Source organism: Streptomyces sp. NPDC051822, from assembly GCF_044452745.1.
Lineage (GTDB): Bacteria > Actinomycetota > Actinomycetes > Streptomycetales > Streptomycetaceae > Streptomyces.
Genome location: NZ_JBITBZ010000014.1, coordinates 194,475 through 212,262 on the forward strand (window position 1 = coordinate 194,475; position 17,788 = coordinate 212,262).

Sequence of the window (17,788 nt, forward strand, 5' to 3'; positions counted from 1 at the left end):
CCGGCGGCGATGAAGCCGGCTTCGAGGGAGCGGCCACTTCCGTACGTCCTGCCTGGCCGGGGCGGGCGTCTTCCTCCTGGTCCTGGCGGCCCACGCGCGGCTCCTGCCGCACACCGCCGGCCGGGCGGCGGGTACGGCGGAGGGCGGGCCGGAGACTGAGGCCACGGAACAGGACAGGGCCAGGCGAACCGTCCTCGGCGACCACCGCTTCCTCCTCCTCGCCTTCGCCTACTCCACCTACCTCCTGGCCTGCAACCAGCTCTATCCGGCGCTCCCCGCGGAGCTCGACCGCGCGACCGGCTCCCAGGCGGCACTGGGCTGGTTCTTCGCCCTCTCGTCCGCCGCGTACGACGCGACGCCGTCTCTTCCGGTGATGTAACGCCTGCTACATTCTCCGGCGTGACAGATGTCGAGCAGGCGGCACGGTGGCTGATCCTCGTGATCAGACTGCCCGCGGACCCGTCCCGCCACCGCGTGGCCGTATGGCGGGAGTTGCGCAGGATCGGAGCCCTCTCGCTGGGGCAGGGCATCTGGGCCGTACCGGAGGTGCCGGTCTTCGCGGACGGCCTACGGCGTGCCCTCGAACTCACCGACGGTGCGGGCGGCCAGGGTCTGACGCTCCAGGCCTCCGGCCGTACCGCCGAGGACGCGGCCCGGTTCCAGGAGATGTTCACCGCCGCCCGCTCGGCGGACTGGGCGGAGTTCCTCGCGGACTGCGGGAAGTTCGAGGCGGAGATCGCCAAGGAGATCCGCATCGCCAAGTTCACCCTGGCCGAGCTGGAGGAGGAGGAACAGAGCCTCGAACGGCTGCGGCGCTGGCACCGGGACCTGACCGCCCGGGACGTCTTCGGCGCCCCAGAGGCCGCCGAGGCGGCGATTCGGCTCAAGCAGTGCACGGCCGTCTGCGAGGACTACGCCGAGCGCGTCTTCGCCGCGCTCCACACGCTCCACACCAGTGACGAGGAGACGCCATGAGCACCGCGCCCATAGCCCCGGCCGCCCCCCGATCGGCCATGTGGCCGCTGTACGCCGCAGGGTTCACCACCGCCTTCGGAGCCCACGGCATCGCCGCCAACCTCGGCGGCTTCTCCGAGGACGCCGTCACCTCCCTCCTCGTCCTCGGCGGACTGCTCGCCCTGTACGACGGCGCCGAGGTCCTGCTCAAGCCCGTCTTCGGTTCGCTCGCCGACCGGATCGGCGGCAAGCCGGTGCTGCTCGGAGGCCTGATCGCCTTCGGCGCCGCGTCCGCGCTGTACGCGATCGCCGACAGCCCCGGCTGGCTCTGGGCGGCCCGTCTCGGCCAGGGCGCCGCCGCCTCCGCGTTCTCGCCCTCGGCCTCCGCGCTCGTCGCCCGCCTCAACCCGGCGGCCAAACGGGGGCGCGCCTTCGGCAGTTACGGCTTCTACAAGTCCATCGGCTACACCCTCGGCCCACTCCTCGGCGGCGTCCTCGTCTGGGCGGGCGGCCTGCGCCTGCTGTTCACGGTCATGGCCCTGTGCGCGGCCGCCGTCGCCGTGTGGGCGGCACTCGCCGTCCCCGTCGTGCCGCCGCTGCCCCGCAAGCGGCAGACGGTCGCCGACCTCGCACGCCGCCTGGCGGACCGCTCCTTCCTCGCCCCGACCGCCGCTCTCGCGGCCGCCACCGCCGCGCTCTCCGTGGGCGTCGGCTTCCTGCCCGTGTCGGGAGCCGCCGCCGGCCTCGGCACCGTGGCCACCGGCGCCGCCGTCTCCGTCCTCGCCGCGACCGCCGCCGTCGTCCAGCCCAAGGCGGGCCGCGCCCTGGACGCCGGACGCCTGACCACCCGTACAGGACTGCTCACCGGCCTGCTCGTCACCGCGGCGGGCCTTGCCGCCGCGATGCTCCCCGGCCTGGCCGGGGTCCTCCTGGCCGCCGCCCTCATCGGCACCGGCACCGGACTGATCACCCCGCTCGGCTTCGCGGCCCTCGCGGCCTCCACGCCGGAGGAACGGATGGGCCAGACCATGGGTTCGGCCGAACTCGGCCGCGAACTCGGCGACGCGGGCGGCCCCCTCCTCGTCGCCGGCGTCGCCACCTTCGCGACCCTCACCACCGGTTACGCGGCCCTCGCCGCCCTGCTGGCGGCTGGCCCGCTGCTCGCCCTGGCACTCCGCCCGCGTGCGACGGAGCGAGCGGCGAAGTAGAGCGGGGGAGCGGGGAACGGGGAACGGGTGAATGGGCGAACGTGGGACGGGCGAACGGGGACAGCGTCAACCGGCCGGGATCGGCTGAGTGAGGTTCACCGGGTTGCCGTCGGGGTCCTGGATGTGGGCGACGCGCTGTCCCCACGGCATGTCGTGGGCGACGTCGTCGACCGAGCCGCCCAGCGCCTCCACCCGGCCGAGCGTCTCGTCGACGTCGTCGACAGCGATGCTGAGCAGGATCCGCGGCGCCGCCCCGGCACCCAGGTTCTCCTTGGCCACGAGGCCGAGGTCGGTGTCGCCGATGCGCAGACCGACGTAGAAGGCCGGTCCTTCCGCCGGAACCCGGAAGACCTCCTCGGCGCCGAACAGCTTCGTGTAGAAGCCGAGCAGGACGTCATGGCCGGCGGTCAGGATCACCGGCTGGATGGTGGACATGGCAGCACTCCTGGCGAGTCGAGAACCGGCCCGTCGAATGGGTCGACCGGCCGTGTCGCCGTGTAGACCCTTCCAGGACGGCGAACTCATCGGCGCTGAGTCAGGAAGCCTGGCGACGAGAGGACTCCCGGCGGCGACTCCGGACGGAGGAGTCCGGGATCGCGAAGAAGGCCAGGGCCGCGAGGACCGCCACGCTCGCCGCGAGTGCCTGCGTGCCCGGCAGGGACCACGCCGCGACCGGTCCCGCGACCATCGCCCCCAAGGAGAACCCCGAGATCTTCAGGCTGGCGCCGGTGGTGAAGATCTGGCCGCGCAGGTGTGCCGGGGCCTCCCGGTGGCGGACCGCGAACAGGGCGGCCAGCTGGGGGCCTTCGCCGATCCCCGTCAGGAGTACGGCCACGACGAGCACCACGGGCCGGTCCCACGCGGCCAGGGCCGTGCCGGCGGCCTGCACGAGGACACTGGCCCAGATGATCGTGTCGGGGGAGACGGTACGCGCGAACCGGGCGAGTACGGCGGTGGCCACCAGGGCGGAGACCGCCGCGCAGGAGAGCAGCAGCGCGCCGCGGCCGGCGCCGCCCAGGACACGTTCTCCCAGAAGGGGGAGGCACACCGTCAGCATGCCCTGGGCGACGCAGGAGACGACCGAGGCGACGGTCGCCCGGGCCAGCGGCGGTCGTCCGGCGATGACCCGTACTCCGGCGACGAGGTCGCTGATCACCGAGGTCCTCCCCGCCCGCCCCGCCCGCCCCGCCCGCCCCGCCCGCCGCGCCTCCCGCGCCGGAGCGGGGCGAGTGGGCAGCAGCCACGCGAAGGGCAGCGCCGAGGCGATGAGCACCGCGGAGACCACCACGGCCGCCGGGGCTCCCCACGCCTCCGCCGCTGTGCCGGCGAGAGCCGGACCGGCCAGACCCGCCACCCCGAACGTCATGGCGTCGAGCGCGTTCGCCCGGGGCAGACGGTCACCCGACGCCACATCGGGGAGCCGGGCCGACCAACCGCCCGACAGGGCAGGTCCCGACAGCCCCGTCACCACAGCGATCAGGAGCGTGACCGCGAACGGCAAGCGGTCGAGCCCCACGAGGATCGCCGCCAGCCCCGCCGCGTACAGGACGAGGGCGCCGGCCAGCAGGCGTCCCGGCCGGCCCGCTCTGTCGAGGAGCGCCCCGAGCACCGGCCCTCCGACCGCGGCGGAGACCGTGATCCCCGCGAGCAGCGCCGACGCCTCGACGGTCGACCCGGCCAGGGCGAACCCCGCGAGGAGCAGCGCCGGGCCCGCCATCTCGTCCCCGGAGCGGGCTGCCGTGGCTCCGGCGAGATAGAGGCGGAGTGAGTAACGCTTTCGCATCGCCAGGACGTTACGGAGGTAACTCAAAAGTCGGCAAGATGCGTTACATTCCCCGGGTGCCCTCCCACAACGACCACGGGTCCACCCAGTACTCCGTGCTGACCACGGCTCGGCGCACCGCCGCCCTCGTCAACGCACTCGCCGGCGACTGCCCCGACCCGGCCGAAGTCGCCGACGTGCTCCGTGCCCACGGGGAGCCGGACCCCGTCGAGCTCACCACCGGCGATGTCGCCGCGATGCGTACGGCCGCCTCGCTCCTGCGAGAGGTCTTCGCCGCCGAGGACGCCGACGGCGCCGCGACCATCCTCAACCGCCTCCTGCGGGACCACACGGGACCGCTCCGCCTCACCTCGCACGGCGGCGGAACCCCCTGGCACCCCCACCTCGACAGCGACGACGACGCCCCCTGGGACGAGTGGCTCCTCGCCTCGTCCTGCATGGCGCTGACCGTCCTCGTGTGGGACCGTCAACGCCCGCCCGGCCGGATCTGCGCGTCAGCAGGCTGCGGGAACGTCTTCATCACCCCGGGCAGCGGCCCGGAACGCCGCTACTGCTCCCGCCGCTGCGCCACCCGAGAACGAGTGGCGGCCCACCGCCGCGCCAAATCCCCCCGACCCCGCTGACCGGCCCTGGGCCGGTACGTTCCCGGCCGGACCTCCTGTTCAAGAGGTGGCACCGTGGCTCAAGCCCACACCGCTTTGGCCACGGCGTGGCCCGCCGAAGACGCCCGACCGTAGAACCCCTGGAGGTTCCTGTGGTGGTCGAGGAGTTCCTCCCTGCTCCAGCCGAGGGCGCTGAACCTGGCGCCGACGACGTTCCACAGCTCGTCGAAGGAGACGGTCGCAAGGAAATGCGCCGCCTGTGCCACCCCGGCCGGCTCCAGGAGCATCATCGGGGGATTCGACGGGTCGGCGTCAGCGCCGTGGGGCACGGGGCGGCCGCCGTAGATGGGCAGTGTCCAGGGCCTGTCGGCGTCCGTACCGAGCGCGTCGGCCGCCGCATAGAGGTCGTTGACCGAGTCCCAGCCCTTGTTGATCGACCAGGTGACGCCCGCTGCGTACTCGTCGCTGTGGTCCTCCCAGGCATCGGACATGAACGCGGCGAGCCAGGTGTGGTCGTCCCGTATCTCGGACTCGGCCACGGCGCGGAAGTGAAGGTGGATGCTCACTACGGGGAGTCCCTCGGCTCGGCGGCCCACCCGTCGGACCGAACGGACGGAAACCTACCCGAGGGCTCCGACAGCCGTGTGTAGTCGTCGCCTTCGGCTCCGTCAGGCGTCGAGCAGTGGGTCGGCCGCCGTCGGCCGCCCCAGGTACCAGACGGGGCCGGGGTCGGGCACCGCGAGGGGTGCGAATCCGAGCCGGTCGTAGAACGCGCGGGCCTTCGTGTTCGCCTGCACCATGCACAGATGGACGGCGGGCACGCCCGCGGCCCGCAGCTCCGCGAGCAGCGTGCGGATCAGGGCGCGCCCGTACCCCCGCCCCTGCCATTGAGGCAGCAGGTCGATGTGCAAGTGCGCCGGGTGCGCCGCGAGTTCGTCGCGGACCATGCGTTCCGGCGTGTGCAGCAGCCTTGCCATCTCCTCGGTCGGAGTGGCGGGTTCACGGGCCGGCTCCGGAAAGCGCGCCGCGACCTTGGGCAGCCATTCGGTGCGGAACCGCAGGGCGAACGTGTCCGTGTCGGCCGCCCCCAGGACGTATCCGACCGCCCGGCCCGCGCCGTCGTCCAGGACGAAGGCGAACTCCGGCTCCAACTCCACGTAGGGGTACGCGAAGATCGAGGGCATCAGTTCGGGATCGGGGTACAGCCCGGAGGAGTCGCCGCCCTCGTGGGCCGTCCTGACGCAGATGTCGGCGAGTGCGGTCCGGTCCGACGGCCGGTAGCGGCGGACGAACGACGCGGTCTTCGTCTCAGGCTTCGTCTCGGTCTTCATCCGTGTCACGATCCCAGAATGGGAGCGCTCCCGCAGGGAGTTTCCGCAGGTCGCCCCGGCGTGACGGCCGTGGCCATCAGGCGGGCAGCGCCGGTTCCCCCAGCGGGAACCGGCGCCTCGCTCCGATGGTGCTACGGGTTGACGCAGACGACGGAGCCGACAGGATGGTTGTTGCCGGTCGATGTCGCGGTGAACCCGAAGGTGACGCTGCCGTCCGGCGGGATGGTCCGGTTGTAGTCGACGTTCCTGACCGTGACCGTGCCGTCGGATCCGGTGCTCAGCCCGCCGTTCCAGAGGCTGCTGATCCGAGTGCCCGCGCCGGGCGTCCACTTCACCCCCCAGCCGTCACGCGCCGTCGTGCCGTGGTTCATGACCTCGACGGAACCCTGGAAGCCGCCGCTCCAGGAGTTGGTCACGCTGTAGACGGCCATGCACCCGGTGTGCGGGTCGGTCGGCGTGGGAGTCGGGGTCGGGGTCGGGGTCGGAGTGGGGGTGGGGGTGGGGGTAGGAGTCGGGGTCGGGGTCGGGGTCGGCGTGCCGCCAGAGCCGCGGATGCCGGTCACTTCGCCGTTGCCGCCGTCGAAGACGATGTCGGAACAGGAGAAGAAGTTCTCCTGGCTGTCCGAGCGCACCCACTGGATGAACATCACCGCATCACCCGAACGGCCCGCGGGCAGGTTCAGATCCCAGTGGTAGAAGCCGCCGTCCGTGCCCGGCGACCCCGACTGCGGTGGGTCGGTGACGGTCTGGATGAGTTCCAGGTCGTCCCAGCCCAGTGCGGAGCTGGGCGAGTAGCCGGGCTTGGAGAGGTACACCCGGAACGAGCCGGGGTGCGCCGCCCAGTTGCTGTGCTTGACCTGGATCGTGTTCCCGGACGTCAGGTGCGTTCGGGGCCAGTCCGAGCGGGCGGCGTTGTAGCCGGTGAAGTTGTACGGAGACCGGTCACCGGCGCTGCACAGCTTGCCGTCCGGGACGTAACCGGCGCCGCGCCCGCCCGCGTTGGAGTCGAGTACGGCGAACCAGTTGTACAGCGAGTTCGGGCCGCTCTCGCCGAGCGCCGCCTTGCACGCCGGGTTCGTCGGGTCCAGAGCGCCGGTGCTGGTCTTGGCGTCCAGCCAGCAGAGGTACGTGCGCGACCCGGGCGTCATCGTGACGCCGTGCGCCTGCGCGCTGCCCTGGCCCAGTAACGTCAGGCCGATTCCACCGAGCAGGGTCGCGAGTACCGCGGCCAGGGAGGCAAGTCGTCTCTTGCGTCCAGCCATTGTTTCTCCTGTGTGTGGGGTGGGTCGGAAGTGTTCCGAGGTGGGTCTTCTCCTCTTGCGGTGCGGTGCGGTGCGGTGCGGTGCGGTGGTGCGCCTCGCCCTTCCGGGGACGGGCTCCGCCGGAGGGGCGAGGCGATCGGGGGAGGCGCGGCGCCGACCGGCCTCGGATCAGGTCACGCGCAGGCGGTGCCGTTGAGGCTGAACCCGGACGGCGCGGCGAACGCGCCGCTGTACGTGCCCTGGAAGCCGAACGTCTGACTGGCTCCGGCCGCGATCCGCGCGTTGTGCGCGAGCCCGGTCGCCGTCACGGTCCCGGAGGCCGTGGGGACGGTGGCGTTCCACGCCTGGGTGATGCGCTGCCCGGAGGGCAGGACGAAGGACAGCGTCCAGTTGTCGACCGCGGTCGAACCGGTGTTGGCGACGGTGACTTCGGCCGTGAACCCGCCGGTCCAGACGTTCGGCGCGTACGTCACCTTGCAGGCGGTCGCCGGCCCGGGTTCGCCGGGGCCCGGCTCGCCGGTGCCGGGGGCGCCGAGGTTCACGGTGGAGGAGAAGGAGTTCACGGTCAGCCCGGCGCCGTTCTGCCACGGCTCGAACCCGGCCTGGACGCTCGTCAGGTACCAGTTGTTCTGGGCCATGCCGCGCGAGACGGTCTCCCGGACGAAGTCCATGACGTCGAAGTCCCAGCCGGCGATGGCCGACGGGGCGACGAAGGAGATGACGTCGTTGGAGCCGTTGCTGCCCGTCCACACCTGCCAGCCGCGCCCGCCGACGGTGGCGGTGCCGACCTGTGAACCGATCGGCTGGATCGGGCCGACCTTGTTGAACCAGATCATGATCTCGGTCCGGTTCACCCCGTCGGTCCTGGGCGTGGGGTCCAGCCAGATGTCGTACGAGGCGTTGTACGTCGCGTCGCCGACGTAGCCGTACGAGATGCTGCTCGGCGCCGTGGCGATGCCGCTGACCTGGGCGGGGAGCTTGGTCCCCGGTGAACAGTTCGTGTAGTGGCAGCCGTTGAAGACCGAGGGGTACGACTTCGGGGCGCCGTTGGTGGGCACGGCGCCGTCGGCCCGGGTCACCCGGAAGCCGGTGTCGGTGGCGGTGACGCACTGGGCGGCACCGGTGCCCCAGCGGTTGTTCTGGACCACGTACCGGCCCTGGATCGTGGTCGAGCCGTACTGCTCGCAGATGAGCGTGTCGGCCCGGGCCGCCGGTGCGGTGGTCATGAGTGCCGCGACGGTGGCGAGGGCGACGAGCAACGCGGCGAGCATGCCGCGCGGGGTGCTGAGACGGTGCGGTGACGCTCGCATGCGGGCCTCTCTCAAGGAATGATCGAAGAAGTGATTGAAGAGGTGAGGGAAGGGTGTTGAGCGGGCCCTCGGCGGGGTGACCGGAGGGGCCGCGCGGTGAGCGGTGCAGCGGGCGGGGAACGTCACGGGCCTTTTGGGAGCGCTCCCACTGCCGGCTCGGTGCACTGTAGGAGCTGAGGGTGTACCTGACAACCCATCGCGGCGGGGTCCGTTCCGGTCGTGTCCCGCCGCAAGGTGGCGCCTCGGTCATCGCATCCTGTCCGGGTCGTTGACGTCACCGCGCCGGTGCCGCGAATATGGCCCCCGTCGATATGGGAGCGCTCCCATATCGACGAGCCGCTCGTCCCCACCGAGGAGCCCAGACGTGAACAGACGCAGAACGGCCCTGCTCTCCCTGACCGCCCTGCTGGCGGCGGGTCTCACCGCGGTTCCCGCGGGCCCCGCCGGGGCGGACGAGGTCGAGCAGATCAGGAACGGCACCTTCGACACCACCACCGACGGGTGGTGGTCGGACAACGTCACCCTGGGGCTGTCCGACGGCAGGGTCTGCGCCGACGTGCCGGGCGGCACGGTGAACCGCTGGGACGCCGGCGTCGGCCAGAACGACCTCACGCTCGTCAAGGGTGAGTCCTACCGGTTCAGCTTCAGCGCGACCGGCACCCCGGAGGGCAACTCCGTCCGTGCCGTCGTGGGCCTCCAGGTCTCGCCGTACGACGCCTACCACGAGGTCACGCCGCAGCTGAGCGTCTCCGGGAACACGTACACCTACACCTTCGCCTCTCCCGTCGACACCACCCAGGGGCAGGTCGCCTTCCAGCTCGGAGGCGCCGCCGACCCCTGGCGCTTCTGTCTGGACGACGTGTCCCTGCTGGGCGGGGTACCGCCGGAGCGGTACGAACCCGACACCGGCCCCCGGGTCCGGGTCAACCAGGTCGGCTACCTGCCGGGCGGACCCAAGAACGCCACTCTCGTCACCGACGCGACCGTGCGGCAGCCGTGGCAGCTGAAGAACGCCTCCGGCACCGTCGTCGCCCGCGGCTGGAGCGTCCCCCGCGGCGTGGACCCCTCCTCGGGACAGAACGTCCACTCGATCCACTTCAGCGACCACCGCACCGCGGGGACGGGCCTCACCCTGGTCGCCGACGGTGAGACCAGCCGGCCCTTCGACATCGGCACGGCCGCGTACGAGAAACTGCGCCTGGACGCCGCGAAGTTCTACTACACCCAGCGCAGCGGGACCCCGATCCGCGACGACCTGCGGCCCGGGTACGGCCGCGAGGCCGGTCACGTCGACATCGCCCCCAACCAGGGCGACGGGAACGTGCCCTGCCAGCCCGGCGTCTGCGACTACACGCTCGACGTCACCGGCGGCTGGTACGACGCCGGCGACCACGGCAAGTACGTCGTCAACGGCGGCATCTCCGTCTGGCAGCTCCTCAGCACCTACGAGCGCGCCAAGTTCGCCCGCACCGGGCAGGCCGAGAAGCTGGGCGACGGCTCGCTGGACATCCCCGAGAGCGGCAACAAGGTCCCCGACATCCTCGACGAGGCCCGCTGGGAGCTGGAGTTCCTGCTCAAGATGCAGGTGCCGGACGGCAAGCCGCTCGCCGGCATGGCCCACCACAAGATCCACGACGAGCAGTGGACCGGCCTGCCTCTGATGCCCTCCGCCGACCCGCAGAAGCGCGAACTGCACCCGCCGACCACCGCGGCCACCCTGAACCTCGCGGCGACCGCCGCCCAGGCCGCCCGCCTGTACAAGCCGTACGACACCCGGTTCGCCGCCACCGCGCTCGCCGCGGCTCGCAAGGCCTGGGCCTCGGCCCTCGCCCACCCCGACGTCCTCGCCTCCGAGAGCGACGGCATCGGTGGCGGCACCTACGCCGACCGTGACGTCAGCGACGAGTTCTACTGGGCGGCCACCGAGCTGTACCTGACCACGGGCGCCAAGGAGTTCGAGGACCACATCCTGAAGTCCCCGGTCCACAGCGCCGACATCTTCAAGCCGATCAGCTTCGACTGGGCGGGCGCGGCCGTCCCCGCCCGGCTCGACCTCGCCACCGTCCCGAACCGGCTGCCCGGCCGCGACAAGGTCCGCCAGTCCGTACGCGAGGGGGCCGACCGCTACCTGGCCACGCTGAAGGCCCACCCGTACGGCATGCCGTACGCCCCCGCGGGTCACAAGTACGACTGGGGCTCCACCCACCAGATGCTCAACAACGCCGTCGTCCTGGCCACCGCCTACGACATCACCGGCGGCGCGAAGTACCGGGACGGGGCCGTCCAGAGCATGGACTACGTCCTGGGCCGCAACGCCCTGAACATCTCGTACGTCACCGGCTACGGCGAGGTCAGCGCGGAGAACCAGCACAGCCGCTGGTACGCCCGCCAGCTCGACCCGAAGCTGCCCCGCCCGCCCGTCGGCTCACTGTCCGGCGGCCCTAACTCGAGCATCCAGGACCCGCTCGCGCAGAGCAAACTGCAGGGCTGCACCGGGCAGTTCTGCTTCATCGACGACATCCAGTCGTGGTCCACCAACGAACTCACCATCAACTGGAACTCCGCGCTCACCTGGATGGCCTCCTTCGTGGCCGACCAGCGCTGACGACGCTCGACACCAGGACGAGGCCGCGCGGCGCCGGGGGGCGCCGCGCGGCCTCGTGTCGACCCTTGGGGTTTTTGTCCCGTTCTGGCGGGCACGCGCAGGTCATGGATCACTCACAGGCACCCGTGCTCGACGCGCTGGCCGCGTACCACGCGAAGCGCCGGACCCCCTTCACGCCGCCCGGCCACAAGCAGGGACGAGGCGCGGACCCCCGCGTGCGGGAGATCCTCGGTGACGGCGTGTTCCGGTCCGACGTCCTCGCCACCAGCGGCCTCGACGACCGGACCTCGTCCCAAGGCGTGGTCGCCGAGGCCCAGGAACTCATGGCGGACGCCGTCGGCGCGGAGCACACCTTCTTCTCGACCTGCGGCAGCTCGCTCTCGGTCAAGGCCGCCATGCTGTCCGTGGCCGGACCCCACGAGAAGCTCGTCGTGGGACGCGACGCGCACAAGTCGGTGGTGTCGGGCCTCGTCCTCGCCGGGATCGTGCCGGTCTGGGTGGACCCCCAGTGGGACGCGGAGCGCCTCCTCGCGCACCCGCCGTCCGCCGACGCCTTCCGGGCCGCGCTCGCCGAGCACCCCGACGCGAGGGGAGCCCTGGTCACGACGCCCACGCCGTACGGCACCTGCGCCGCCCTGTCCGCCATCGCAGAGGCGTGCCACGAGCACGGCGTGCCCCTCATCGTCGACGAGGCGTGGGGAGCGCACCTGCCGTTCCACCCGGACCTGCCGACCTGGGCCATGGACGCCGGCGCGGACGTCTGCGTCACATCCGTGCACAAGATGGGCTCGGGCCTCGAACAGAGCTCGGTCTTCCACCTCCAGGGCGACCTGATCCGGCCCGAGGTCCTCAAGAACCGCGAGGACCTGCTCGGGACCACCAGCCCGTCCGTGCTCGTCTACGCGGCTCTCGACGGCTGGCGCCGTCAGATGGTCCAGCACGGGCACGCCCTGTACGACGACGCCCTCGCCCTGGCCAAGTCCGTACGGGCACGGATCGCCGAGATCGAGGGACTGCACGTCCACGGGCGCGACGACTTCTGCGGGCCCGGACGTGCGGCCGACCTCGACCCCCTGCAGGTCATCGTCGACGTCAGCGCACTCGGCACCACCGGCTACCGGATCGCCGACTGGATCCGCGCCCACCACCGGATCGACCTGCACCTGTCCGACCACCGGCGCGCGAGTGCCCAGCTCACGCACGCGGACGAGGCCGACACCGCCGACGCGCTCGTCGAGGCGCTGAGCGACGTGGCCCGGCACGCCGGCGAACTGAGCCCCGCGCCCCGGCCGCAGGTCCCCGACCCGGCGGAACTCCGCCTTGAGCAGGTCATGCTGCCGCGCGACGCTTTCTTCGGGCGGACCGAGCAGGTGCCGTGGGAGAAGGCCGTAGGCCGCGTCAGCGCCGAGATGCTCACGCCCTACCCGCCCGGTATCCCGGCGGCCCTCCCCGGGGAGAAGCTCAACGCGGCGGTGCTGGGGTACCTCCGCAGCGGCGCGGACGCCGGCATGGTCGTACCGGACGCGGTCGACACCGAGGTCAAGAGCGTGCGGGTGACGACCGAGGACTGAGTCACCGGCGGATCGGCCGGCCGCACGGGGGTGTCGTCCAGCTTCACCTACGACCGTGACCGGCTGCTGTCGGCGACGGTCTCCGGAGCGGTCGCGAGCTGCAACTACGACGCCTTCGGCCGGCTCGAAACCGTCACCGGCGGTGGCAAGGTCGTGGAGCGCAACACCTACGACGGCTTCGACCACGTGGTCCAGACGCCCCGGCTCACCGGCGACGGCGGCCAGTCGGTCACTCAGTACGCCTTCGACCCGTTCGACCGCACGACCAGCAAGACCGGCGGCGGGAAGACCACCACGTTCAACTACCTCGGTCTGTCGGCCGAGGTCCTGAGCGAGGAGGTCGCGGGAGCGGTCACCGCCTCGTACCAGTACTCGCCGTGGGGCGAGCGGCTGTCCCAGCTCAGGAACCCGGGAACCACCCCGGAGCTGGGCGTGTACGGCTACAACGCGCGCGGCGACGTCGAGACCGTCACCACGACGGCGGGCGACACCTCGGCGACCTACGGGTACACCGCCTACGGCAAGGACGAGGCGGCCGAGTTCACCGGCCGCGAGAAGGCCGACCCGGACGACCCGGCCAAGGACGGGTTCAACCCGTACCGCTACAACGCCAAGCGGTGGGACGTCTCCTCGGGCACGTACGACATGGGCTTCCGCGACTACAAGCCGGAGCTCAACCGCTTCACCACCCGGGACATGTACAACGGCGCGCTCGCCGACATGCGGCTCGGCGCCGACCCGCTGACCGGCAACCGGTACGCCTTCACCGGCGGCAACCCGGTCGGCCGGGTGGAGCTCGACGGCCACGAGCCGGACTGCATGGGGTACAACAGCTTCACCTGTCCCCGGATGAACCACGACGAGGTCGAGACGCCGTCGGGTCCGGGCGAATGGGGCAACGGCTGGCAGCTCACCACGGACGACACCCCGTCCACGGAGAGCGACGAACCCGCCGAGGCCCCGGCCCCGGCCCCGGCCCCGAAGCCGATCCCGGTCTGGGAGAACTTCCTCGGCGGCATGGCCCACACGCTGCTGACCGGCTTCACCCAGGGCGGCAGCGACGGCGGCAGCACCGGCATCTGTGCCGGAATCGGCGGAGCGCCGGCCCGCTGCTGGGCATCCACGGCTCGTACAGCCGGGCGGTCAACTCCGCGGACGAATGGTCCTTCCCGACGGACTTCAGCAATCCGTGGGTGGTCAACAGCACGGCGATCCCGTGTACACCGTCGGCGTCGGCGCCGCCTTGGTGACCATCCTCGACGGGGGCGCAGGAACCAGCTTCACCACCGTCTACGGAGGCAGCGGACGGTGACATGATGCCAGCCGCCCGGGGTGCGGGCGCCGGCCCGACCGGCACCCGCACCCCGGGCGGCACCCTCTCCGCACGATCCTGAACGGCGAATGGAGCAGCATGTCCTACGACGGGGCTTTCCTGTGGGGCCCGGCGAACCTCTCCGGACGGCCGCCCGCCCGGCTGGTGGAGGGCGTCGTCGTGGGCGTCGCGACGGCCGGCCTGGTCGCGGGCGCCGCGGTGGCGGGTGTGCTGACCGGTTTCGACACCGTCGGCACGGTGGCCGGGGTCGTCGTGGCCCTGGCCTCCGCCGGATACCTCTTCGCGACGAACGCGGGACGCGTCCTGGTCGGCGCGACAGCCCTGCTCGGCGGGATCCTCGCCTGGTGGATACCCGGCCAGACCGCGGACGCCGTCCTGGCGGCGCGCGGCGAGAGCCGCACGGTGGTGGTGACCGAGGTCCACGTCCACCGCTACGAAGGACGGAACTACGTCAAGAACTCCTGCTCGGTACGGCTCCTCGACGGCACCCCGGTCGCGACCGAGGCCTGGCGCGGCTGCGGCGCCGACGCCCGTCCCGGCCGGCACCTCACGATGGTCTTCGACCCGGAGGACGCCGTGCCCCCGACCGACCGCGTCCTTCCCGCCTCAGCCACGGCGGCCCTCGCGGGCCCGGCGGCGGCGAGCCTGGCGCTCGCGGCACTGTGCTGCGTCGCGGTGATCCGGTCCCAGCCGTGAGGGTTGCGGCTGACAGGCCGTCCCCCAGCCCGTCCACCGCCGTACCCGCCTCGGGGGAGCGAACGGCGCAGTCGGCGTTCGACCTGCTCCGCGACACGGACGCGATGCGCCTGACCATGACGATCCGGACACCCGACGGGCGATCCGCGATCTCCGTGCACGCCGACAGGGACGGCAACTGCACGGGCACCTTCGACCTGGGACCCATGCAGCGCGGGGAGATCATCAGGATCGCCGGAGAGAGCACGTCGTACGTCCGCTACACCGACACCGCTTTCGCGGAGATGCGGGCGGCGGCCGCCCGCCGCGGCCCCGGAGCCGCGGCGCCCGCGGAGGAGCGTACGGCCCGCGCACGCGGCAAGTACCTGAGGATTCCCGCCGTCTCCGCCGCGCTCAAGGATCAGTGCGACCTCGACAAGGCGCTGTCGACCCTTCCCCGCAACGGGGCGGGCGTCCAGCAGGGGCCCGTCGTCGAGCGGGACGGCGAACGGCTCATCCCGCTGCGGGGCCCCGAAGGGAACGAAGGCCTCACCATGTACGTGGCCGCCGAGGGGCCGCCCTACCTCCGGTCCATGGAAGGAGCGCTCCGCGGCTCCGAGATCAGCATCTCCTTCGATCGGTACGACCAGCCGGTGAAGGCGGCGACGCCCCCGAAGGACGCCGTCGTCGACATGGGGCCGGGCGGCGAGGCGCTGCTCGGCGCCTGACCCGGTCGACGGCGGCGGCACGGCAGGTGTCGTGGCCCCCCGCACCGGTACGCCGCCAGGTCCTTCGAATCGCGCCGACGTGTCGAGACGCCGATACTTCACGAAACGGGCCTGGCCGGGGCCCGGCGGCGGAGGCGGCGACGGACTGCATGGAGTGGAAGAAGCGGCTGGAGCACCTGCGTACCGGTGCCGAGCGACGCTTCCCCGTTCTCACCGAGCTCACGGCCCGGCTGCTGTCATCGAACCTCCTCGACGCGGGGACCAGGCTCGCCGCGCAGGCCTTCCTGGCCTCCGTCCCCCTGCTCTTCGCCGTGGCGGCCTTCGCCCCGCTCGGCGTGCGTGACCAGCTCAGGGAATCCCTGCGCGCCATGTTCGGGCTCAGCGGGGAGCCCGACCACGAGCTGCAGCAGGTGCTGTACGGCTCGGCCGACGAGGCGCTGCGGGAGACGACCGGCATCGTCGGCGCGGTGGTGGCGCTGGTGTCGGCCACGAGCTTCAGCCGGGCCATGTCCCGGGTCTGCGAGCGGGCCTGGGGGCTGCCCAGGGCCAAGTCGACCATCGCGGCCTGGCGCTGGGTCGTGTGGCTCCTGGCGATGCTGGTGGTCGTCGTGCTGCAGGGCCCGATCCGGAACGGCTTCGGCGCCGGTGCCCTCGTCGGCACGGCGCTCTACTTCCTGCTGGGTACGGGCGTGTGGCTCTGGACCCAGCACCTGCTCCTGGCCAAACGCGTCCCCTGGCCCGCGCTGCTGCCGGGCGCGGTGCTCGCCGCCGCCGCCACCAGCGTGCTCGGCCTGACCGCCCGGATCTACATGCCGACGGCGCTCAACAGGGCCATGGAGGAGTACGGATCCCTCGGCCTCGTTCTCGTCGTGCTGTCCTGGCTGATCGCCGTGTGCGGCGCCATCACGTTCGCGGTGACCATCGGCGCGGTGCTCGCCGACGAGCCGCCGCTGAACAGGTACGTGGGAAGGGTCGGGCGCGCCGTGCCCCCTGACGGGAGCGACGCCGAGCCGTCCCTCTAAAGGGTCACCCTGCTCGCGCACGCGGGCGAATGCGGGTCGGCTGGGACGCAGAGCGACCATTCCGAACGAGGAGGCTCCGGTGTCGGACGAAGGATCGGCCGCGCGGCACGGTGGGCGAGACGAGCTCCAGGAACTCCGCAGCCGGGTGGCGACGCTCGAAGCGGAACGCAGGCGGCCGCCGAAGCACCGCATGAGGTCCCTCCTGGCCGCCGTACTGATCATCCTCGGCTGTGTGCTCGCGCCCCTCGGCGTCGTCTCCGCCTGGGCGGCGGACGAGGTGGGCGACACCGACCGCTATGTGGCGACCGTGGCCCCGCTGGCCTCGGACCCCGCCGTCCAGGACGCCGTCGCCAACAGGGTCACCGACGCGCTCATGACGCGCCTCGACCTGTCGACCCTGCTGTCCGACGCCGCTCCGGAGGAACGGCCGCGCCTGGAGAAGGCGCTGGGGAAGCTGGGCGACTCCCTGGAAGGCGCGGTCCGCAGCTTCGTCCACGACAAGGCGCGGGCCATCGCCGCCTCGGACGCCTTCGAGACCATCTGGACGGAGGCCAACCGCAAGATCCACGCCTCCGTGAACAAGGCCCTCACCGGCAGCGGCGGCGGCGCGGTGCGGCTGGAGAACGACACGGTCACCCTCGACCTCGGCCCCGTCGTCGAGCTCGTGAAGCAGCGTCTCGTGGACGAGGGGATGCAGGTCGCCGGACGGATCCCGGAGATCCACACGGACTTCACGCTCGTACGGTCCGACGACATCGGCAAGGTCAAGACCTACGTACGGCTCCTGCAGATCCTCGGCAACTGGCTGCCGGTGCTCGCCGTCCTCCTGGTCGCCGGCGGTGTCCTTCTCTCGCAGCGGCGACGCAGGGCCCTCGTGACCGGCGCACTGGCGGTGGCCGTCACGACGGGACTGCTCGGCATCGGGCTGCGGATCTTCCGGACGATCTACCTCGACGCGCTGCCCGCCGGAGTCTCCCCGGAGGCGGCCGGAGCGGTGTACGACACCATGACCCATCTGCTCCAGACCATGGTCAGGATGGTCGTCGCCCTGGGAGTCGTCGTCGCCCTCGCGGCCTGGCTCACCGGGCCGGGCCGGCGCGCCGGTCTCGTCAGGGGCCTGTGGACCTCGGGCATCGGCGCCGTCCGCTCCACCGCCGACCGCGCCGGCCTGCGCACGGGGCCGGTGGGCCCGTTCGTCCGCCGGTACCGCACCTGGATCGTGTGGGCGCTGGTCGTGGTGGCGCTGGTCGTCTACCTCCTCTGGTCCTACCCCACCGGCTGGGTGGTCGTCGGCCTGGCCCTCGCCCTGCTCCTCGCGCTCGCGGTGGTGGAGTTCCTGGGCGCGGGAGGGGCGGCGTCCGACGAGGAGGCTCCCCCGGAGAGCGTGGCGCCCCCGGTGTGAAC

16 protein-coding genes are annotated in these 17,788 nt (G+C 72.1%); 10 read left to right on the forward strand and 6 right to left on the reverse strand.

Features of this window, described 5'->3' with window-relative positions; all coding sequences use genetic code 11:
- Positions 1 to 399: 399 nt before the first annotated feature.
- Both ACIA8N_RS32930 and ACIA8N_RS32935 read left to right on the forward strand, forming a co-directional pair.
- Positions 400 to 975 (forward strand): Chromate resistance protein ChrB, encoded by a 576-nt coding sequence (locus ACIA8N_RS32930; protein ID WP_365781201.1) that lies wholly within the window; start codon positions 400 to 402, stop codon positions 973 to 975.
- Positions 972 to 2,162: an MFS transporter gene (locus ACIA8N_RS32935; protein ID WP_365781202.1), complete on the forward strand. Its 1,191-nt coding sequence runs from the start codon at positions 972 to 974 to the stop codon at positions 2,160 to 2,162. The genes ACIA8N_RS32930 and ACIA8N_RS32935 overlap by 4 nt, the downstream gene beginning before the upstream one ends.
- Positions 2,163 to 2,228: 66 nt before the next feature.
- Here the strand turns inward: ACIA8N_RS32935 and ACIA8N_RS32940 are convergent, their stop codons facing one another.
- Both ACIA8N_RS32940 and ACIA8N_RS32945 read right to left on the reverse strand, forming a co-directional pair.
- Positions 2,229 to 2,597 (reverse strand): VOC family protein, encoded by a 369-nt coding sequence (locus tag ACIA8N_RS32940; RefSeq protein WP_365781203.1) that lies wholly within the window; start codon positions 2,595 to 2,597, stop codon positions 2,229 to 2,231.
- Positions 2,598 to 2,697: 100 nt separating this feature from the next.
- Positions 2,698 to 3,945: an MFS transporter gene (locus ACIA8N_RS32945; protein WP_365781204.1), complete on the reverse strand. Its 1,248-nt coding sequence runs from the start codon at positions 3,943 to 3,945 to the stop codon at positions 2,698 to 2,700.
- A 38-nt stretch (positions 3,946 to 3,983) separates the two neighbouring features.
- On the opposite strand from ACIA8N_RS32945, the gene ACIA8N_RS32950 reads away from it, so the two are divergent.
- Positions 3,984 to 4,568 (forward strand): CGNR zinc finger domain-containing protein, encoded by a 585-nt coding sequence (locus ACIA8N_RS32950; RefSeq protein ID WP_365781205.1) that lies wholly within the window; start codon positions 3,984 to 3,986, stop codon positions 4,566 to 4,568.
- A gap of 59 nt (positions 4,569 to 4,627) precedes the next feature.
- Here ACIA8N_RS32950 and ACIA8N_RS32955 read toward each other — a convergent pair whose 3' ends face one another.
- The 4 genes from ACIA8N_RS32955 to ACIA8N_RS32970 form a co-directional block, all read right to left on the reverse strand.
- Entirely contained in the window at positions 4,628 to 5,113 is a 486-nt protein-coding gene (locus tag ACIA8N_RS32955; RefSeq protein ID WP_365781206.1) for a DUF1877 family protein, read from the reverse strand.
- Positions 5,114 to 5,215: 102 nt separating this feature from the next.
- A complete protein-coding gene (locus ACIA8N_RS32960; protein ID WP_365781207.1) occupies positions 5,216 to 5,878 on the reverse strand; it encodes a GNAT family N-acetyltransferase in 663 nt (220 codons plus the stop codon).
- 131 nt (positions 5,879 to 6,009) lie between these two features.
- On the reverse strand, positions 6,010 to 7,140 hold the full coding sequence (locus ACIA8N_RS32965) for a lytic polysaccharide monooxygenase (RefSeq protein ID WP_365781208.1): 1,131 nt from the start codon (positions 7,138 to 7,140) through the stop codon (positions 6,010 to 6,012).
- A gap of 173 nt (positions 7,141 to 7,313) precedes the next feature.
- Positions 7,314 to 8,450 carry a cellulose binding domain-containing protein gene (locus ACIA8N_RS32970; RefSeq protein ID WP_365781209.1) on the reverse strand — a complete coding sequence of 379 codons (1,137 nt, stop codon included), beginning with the start codon at positions 8,448 to 8,450 and terminating at the stop codon, positions 7,314 to 7,316.
- Between the two features lie 364 nt (positions 8,451 to 8,814).
- Between ACIA8N_RS32970 and ACIA8N_RS32975 the strand changes: the two genes are divergently transcribed.
- The 7 genes from ACIA8N_RS32975 to ACIA8N_RS33005 all read left to right on the forward strand — a co-directional run bounded on the left by ACIA8N_RS32975 (position 8,815) and on the right by ACIA8N_RS33005 (position 17,786).
- The gene (locus tag ACIA8N_RS32975) at positions 8,815 to 11,055 is read left to right on the forward strand and encodes a glycoside hydrolase family 9 protein (protein ID WP_365781210.1); all 2,241 of its coding nucleotides are present in this window, start codon (positions 8,815 to 8,817) and stop codon (positions 11,053 to 11,055) included.
- A gap of 104 nt (positions 11,056 to 11,159) precedes the next feature.
- Positions 11,160 to 12,626, forward strand: coding sequence for an ornithine decarboxylase (locus ACIA8N_RS32980; protein WP_365786469.1), 1,467 nt, complete (start codon positions 11,160 to 11,162; stop codon positions 12,624 to 12,626).
- 30 nt (positions 12,627 to 12,656) lie between these two features.
- Positions 12,657 to 13,943, forward strand: a complete 1,287-nt coding sequence (locus ACIA8N_RS32985; RefSeq protein ID WP_365786467.1) for an RHS repeat-associated core domain-containing protein — start codon at positions 12,657 to 12,659, stop codon at positions 13,941 to 13,943.
- 94 nt (positions 13,944 to 14,037) lie between these two features.
- Complete coding sequence (locus ACIA8N_RS32990) at positions 14,038 to 14,655, forward strand: hypothetical protein (protein WP_365786465.1); 618 nt, start codon at positions 14,038 to 14,040, stop codon at positions 14,653 to 14,655.
- Positions 14,652 to 15,362, forward strand: coding sequence for a hypothetical protein (locus ACIA8N_RS32995; RefSeq protein ID WP_365786463.1), 711 nt, complete (start codon positions 14,652 to 14,654; stop codon positions 15,360 to 15,362). The genes ACIA8N_RS32990 and ACIA8N_RS32995 overlap by 4 nt, the downstream gene beginning before the upstream one ends.
- Before the next feature lie 149 nt (positions 15,363 to 15,511).
- Entirely contained in the window at positions 15,512 to 16,384 is an 873-nt protein-coding gene (locus ACIA8N_RS33000) for a YhjD/YihY/BrkB family envelope integrity protein (RefSeq protein WP_365786461.1), read from the forward strand.
- A gap of 79 nt (positions 16,385 to 16,463) precedes the next feature.
- Entirely contained in the window at positions 16,464 to 17,786 is a 1,323-nt protein-coding gene (locus ACIA8N_RS33005) for a hypothetical protein (protein WP_365786459.1), read from the forward strand.
- The last annotated feature ends 2 nt before the right edge of the window (positions 17,787 to 17,788 follow it).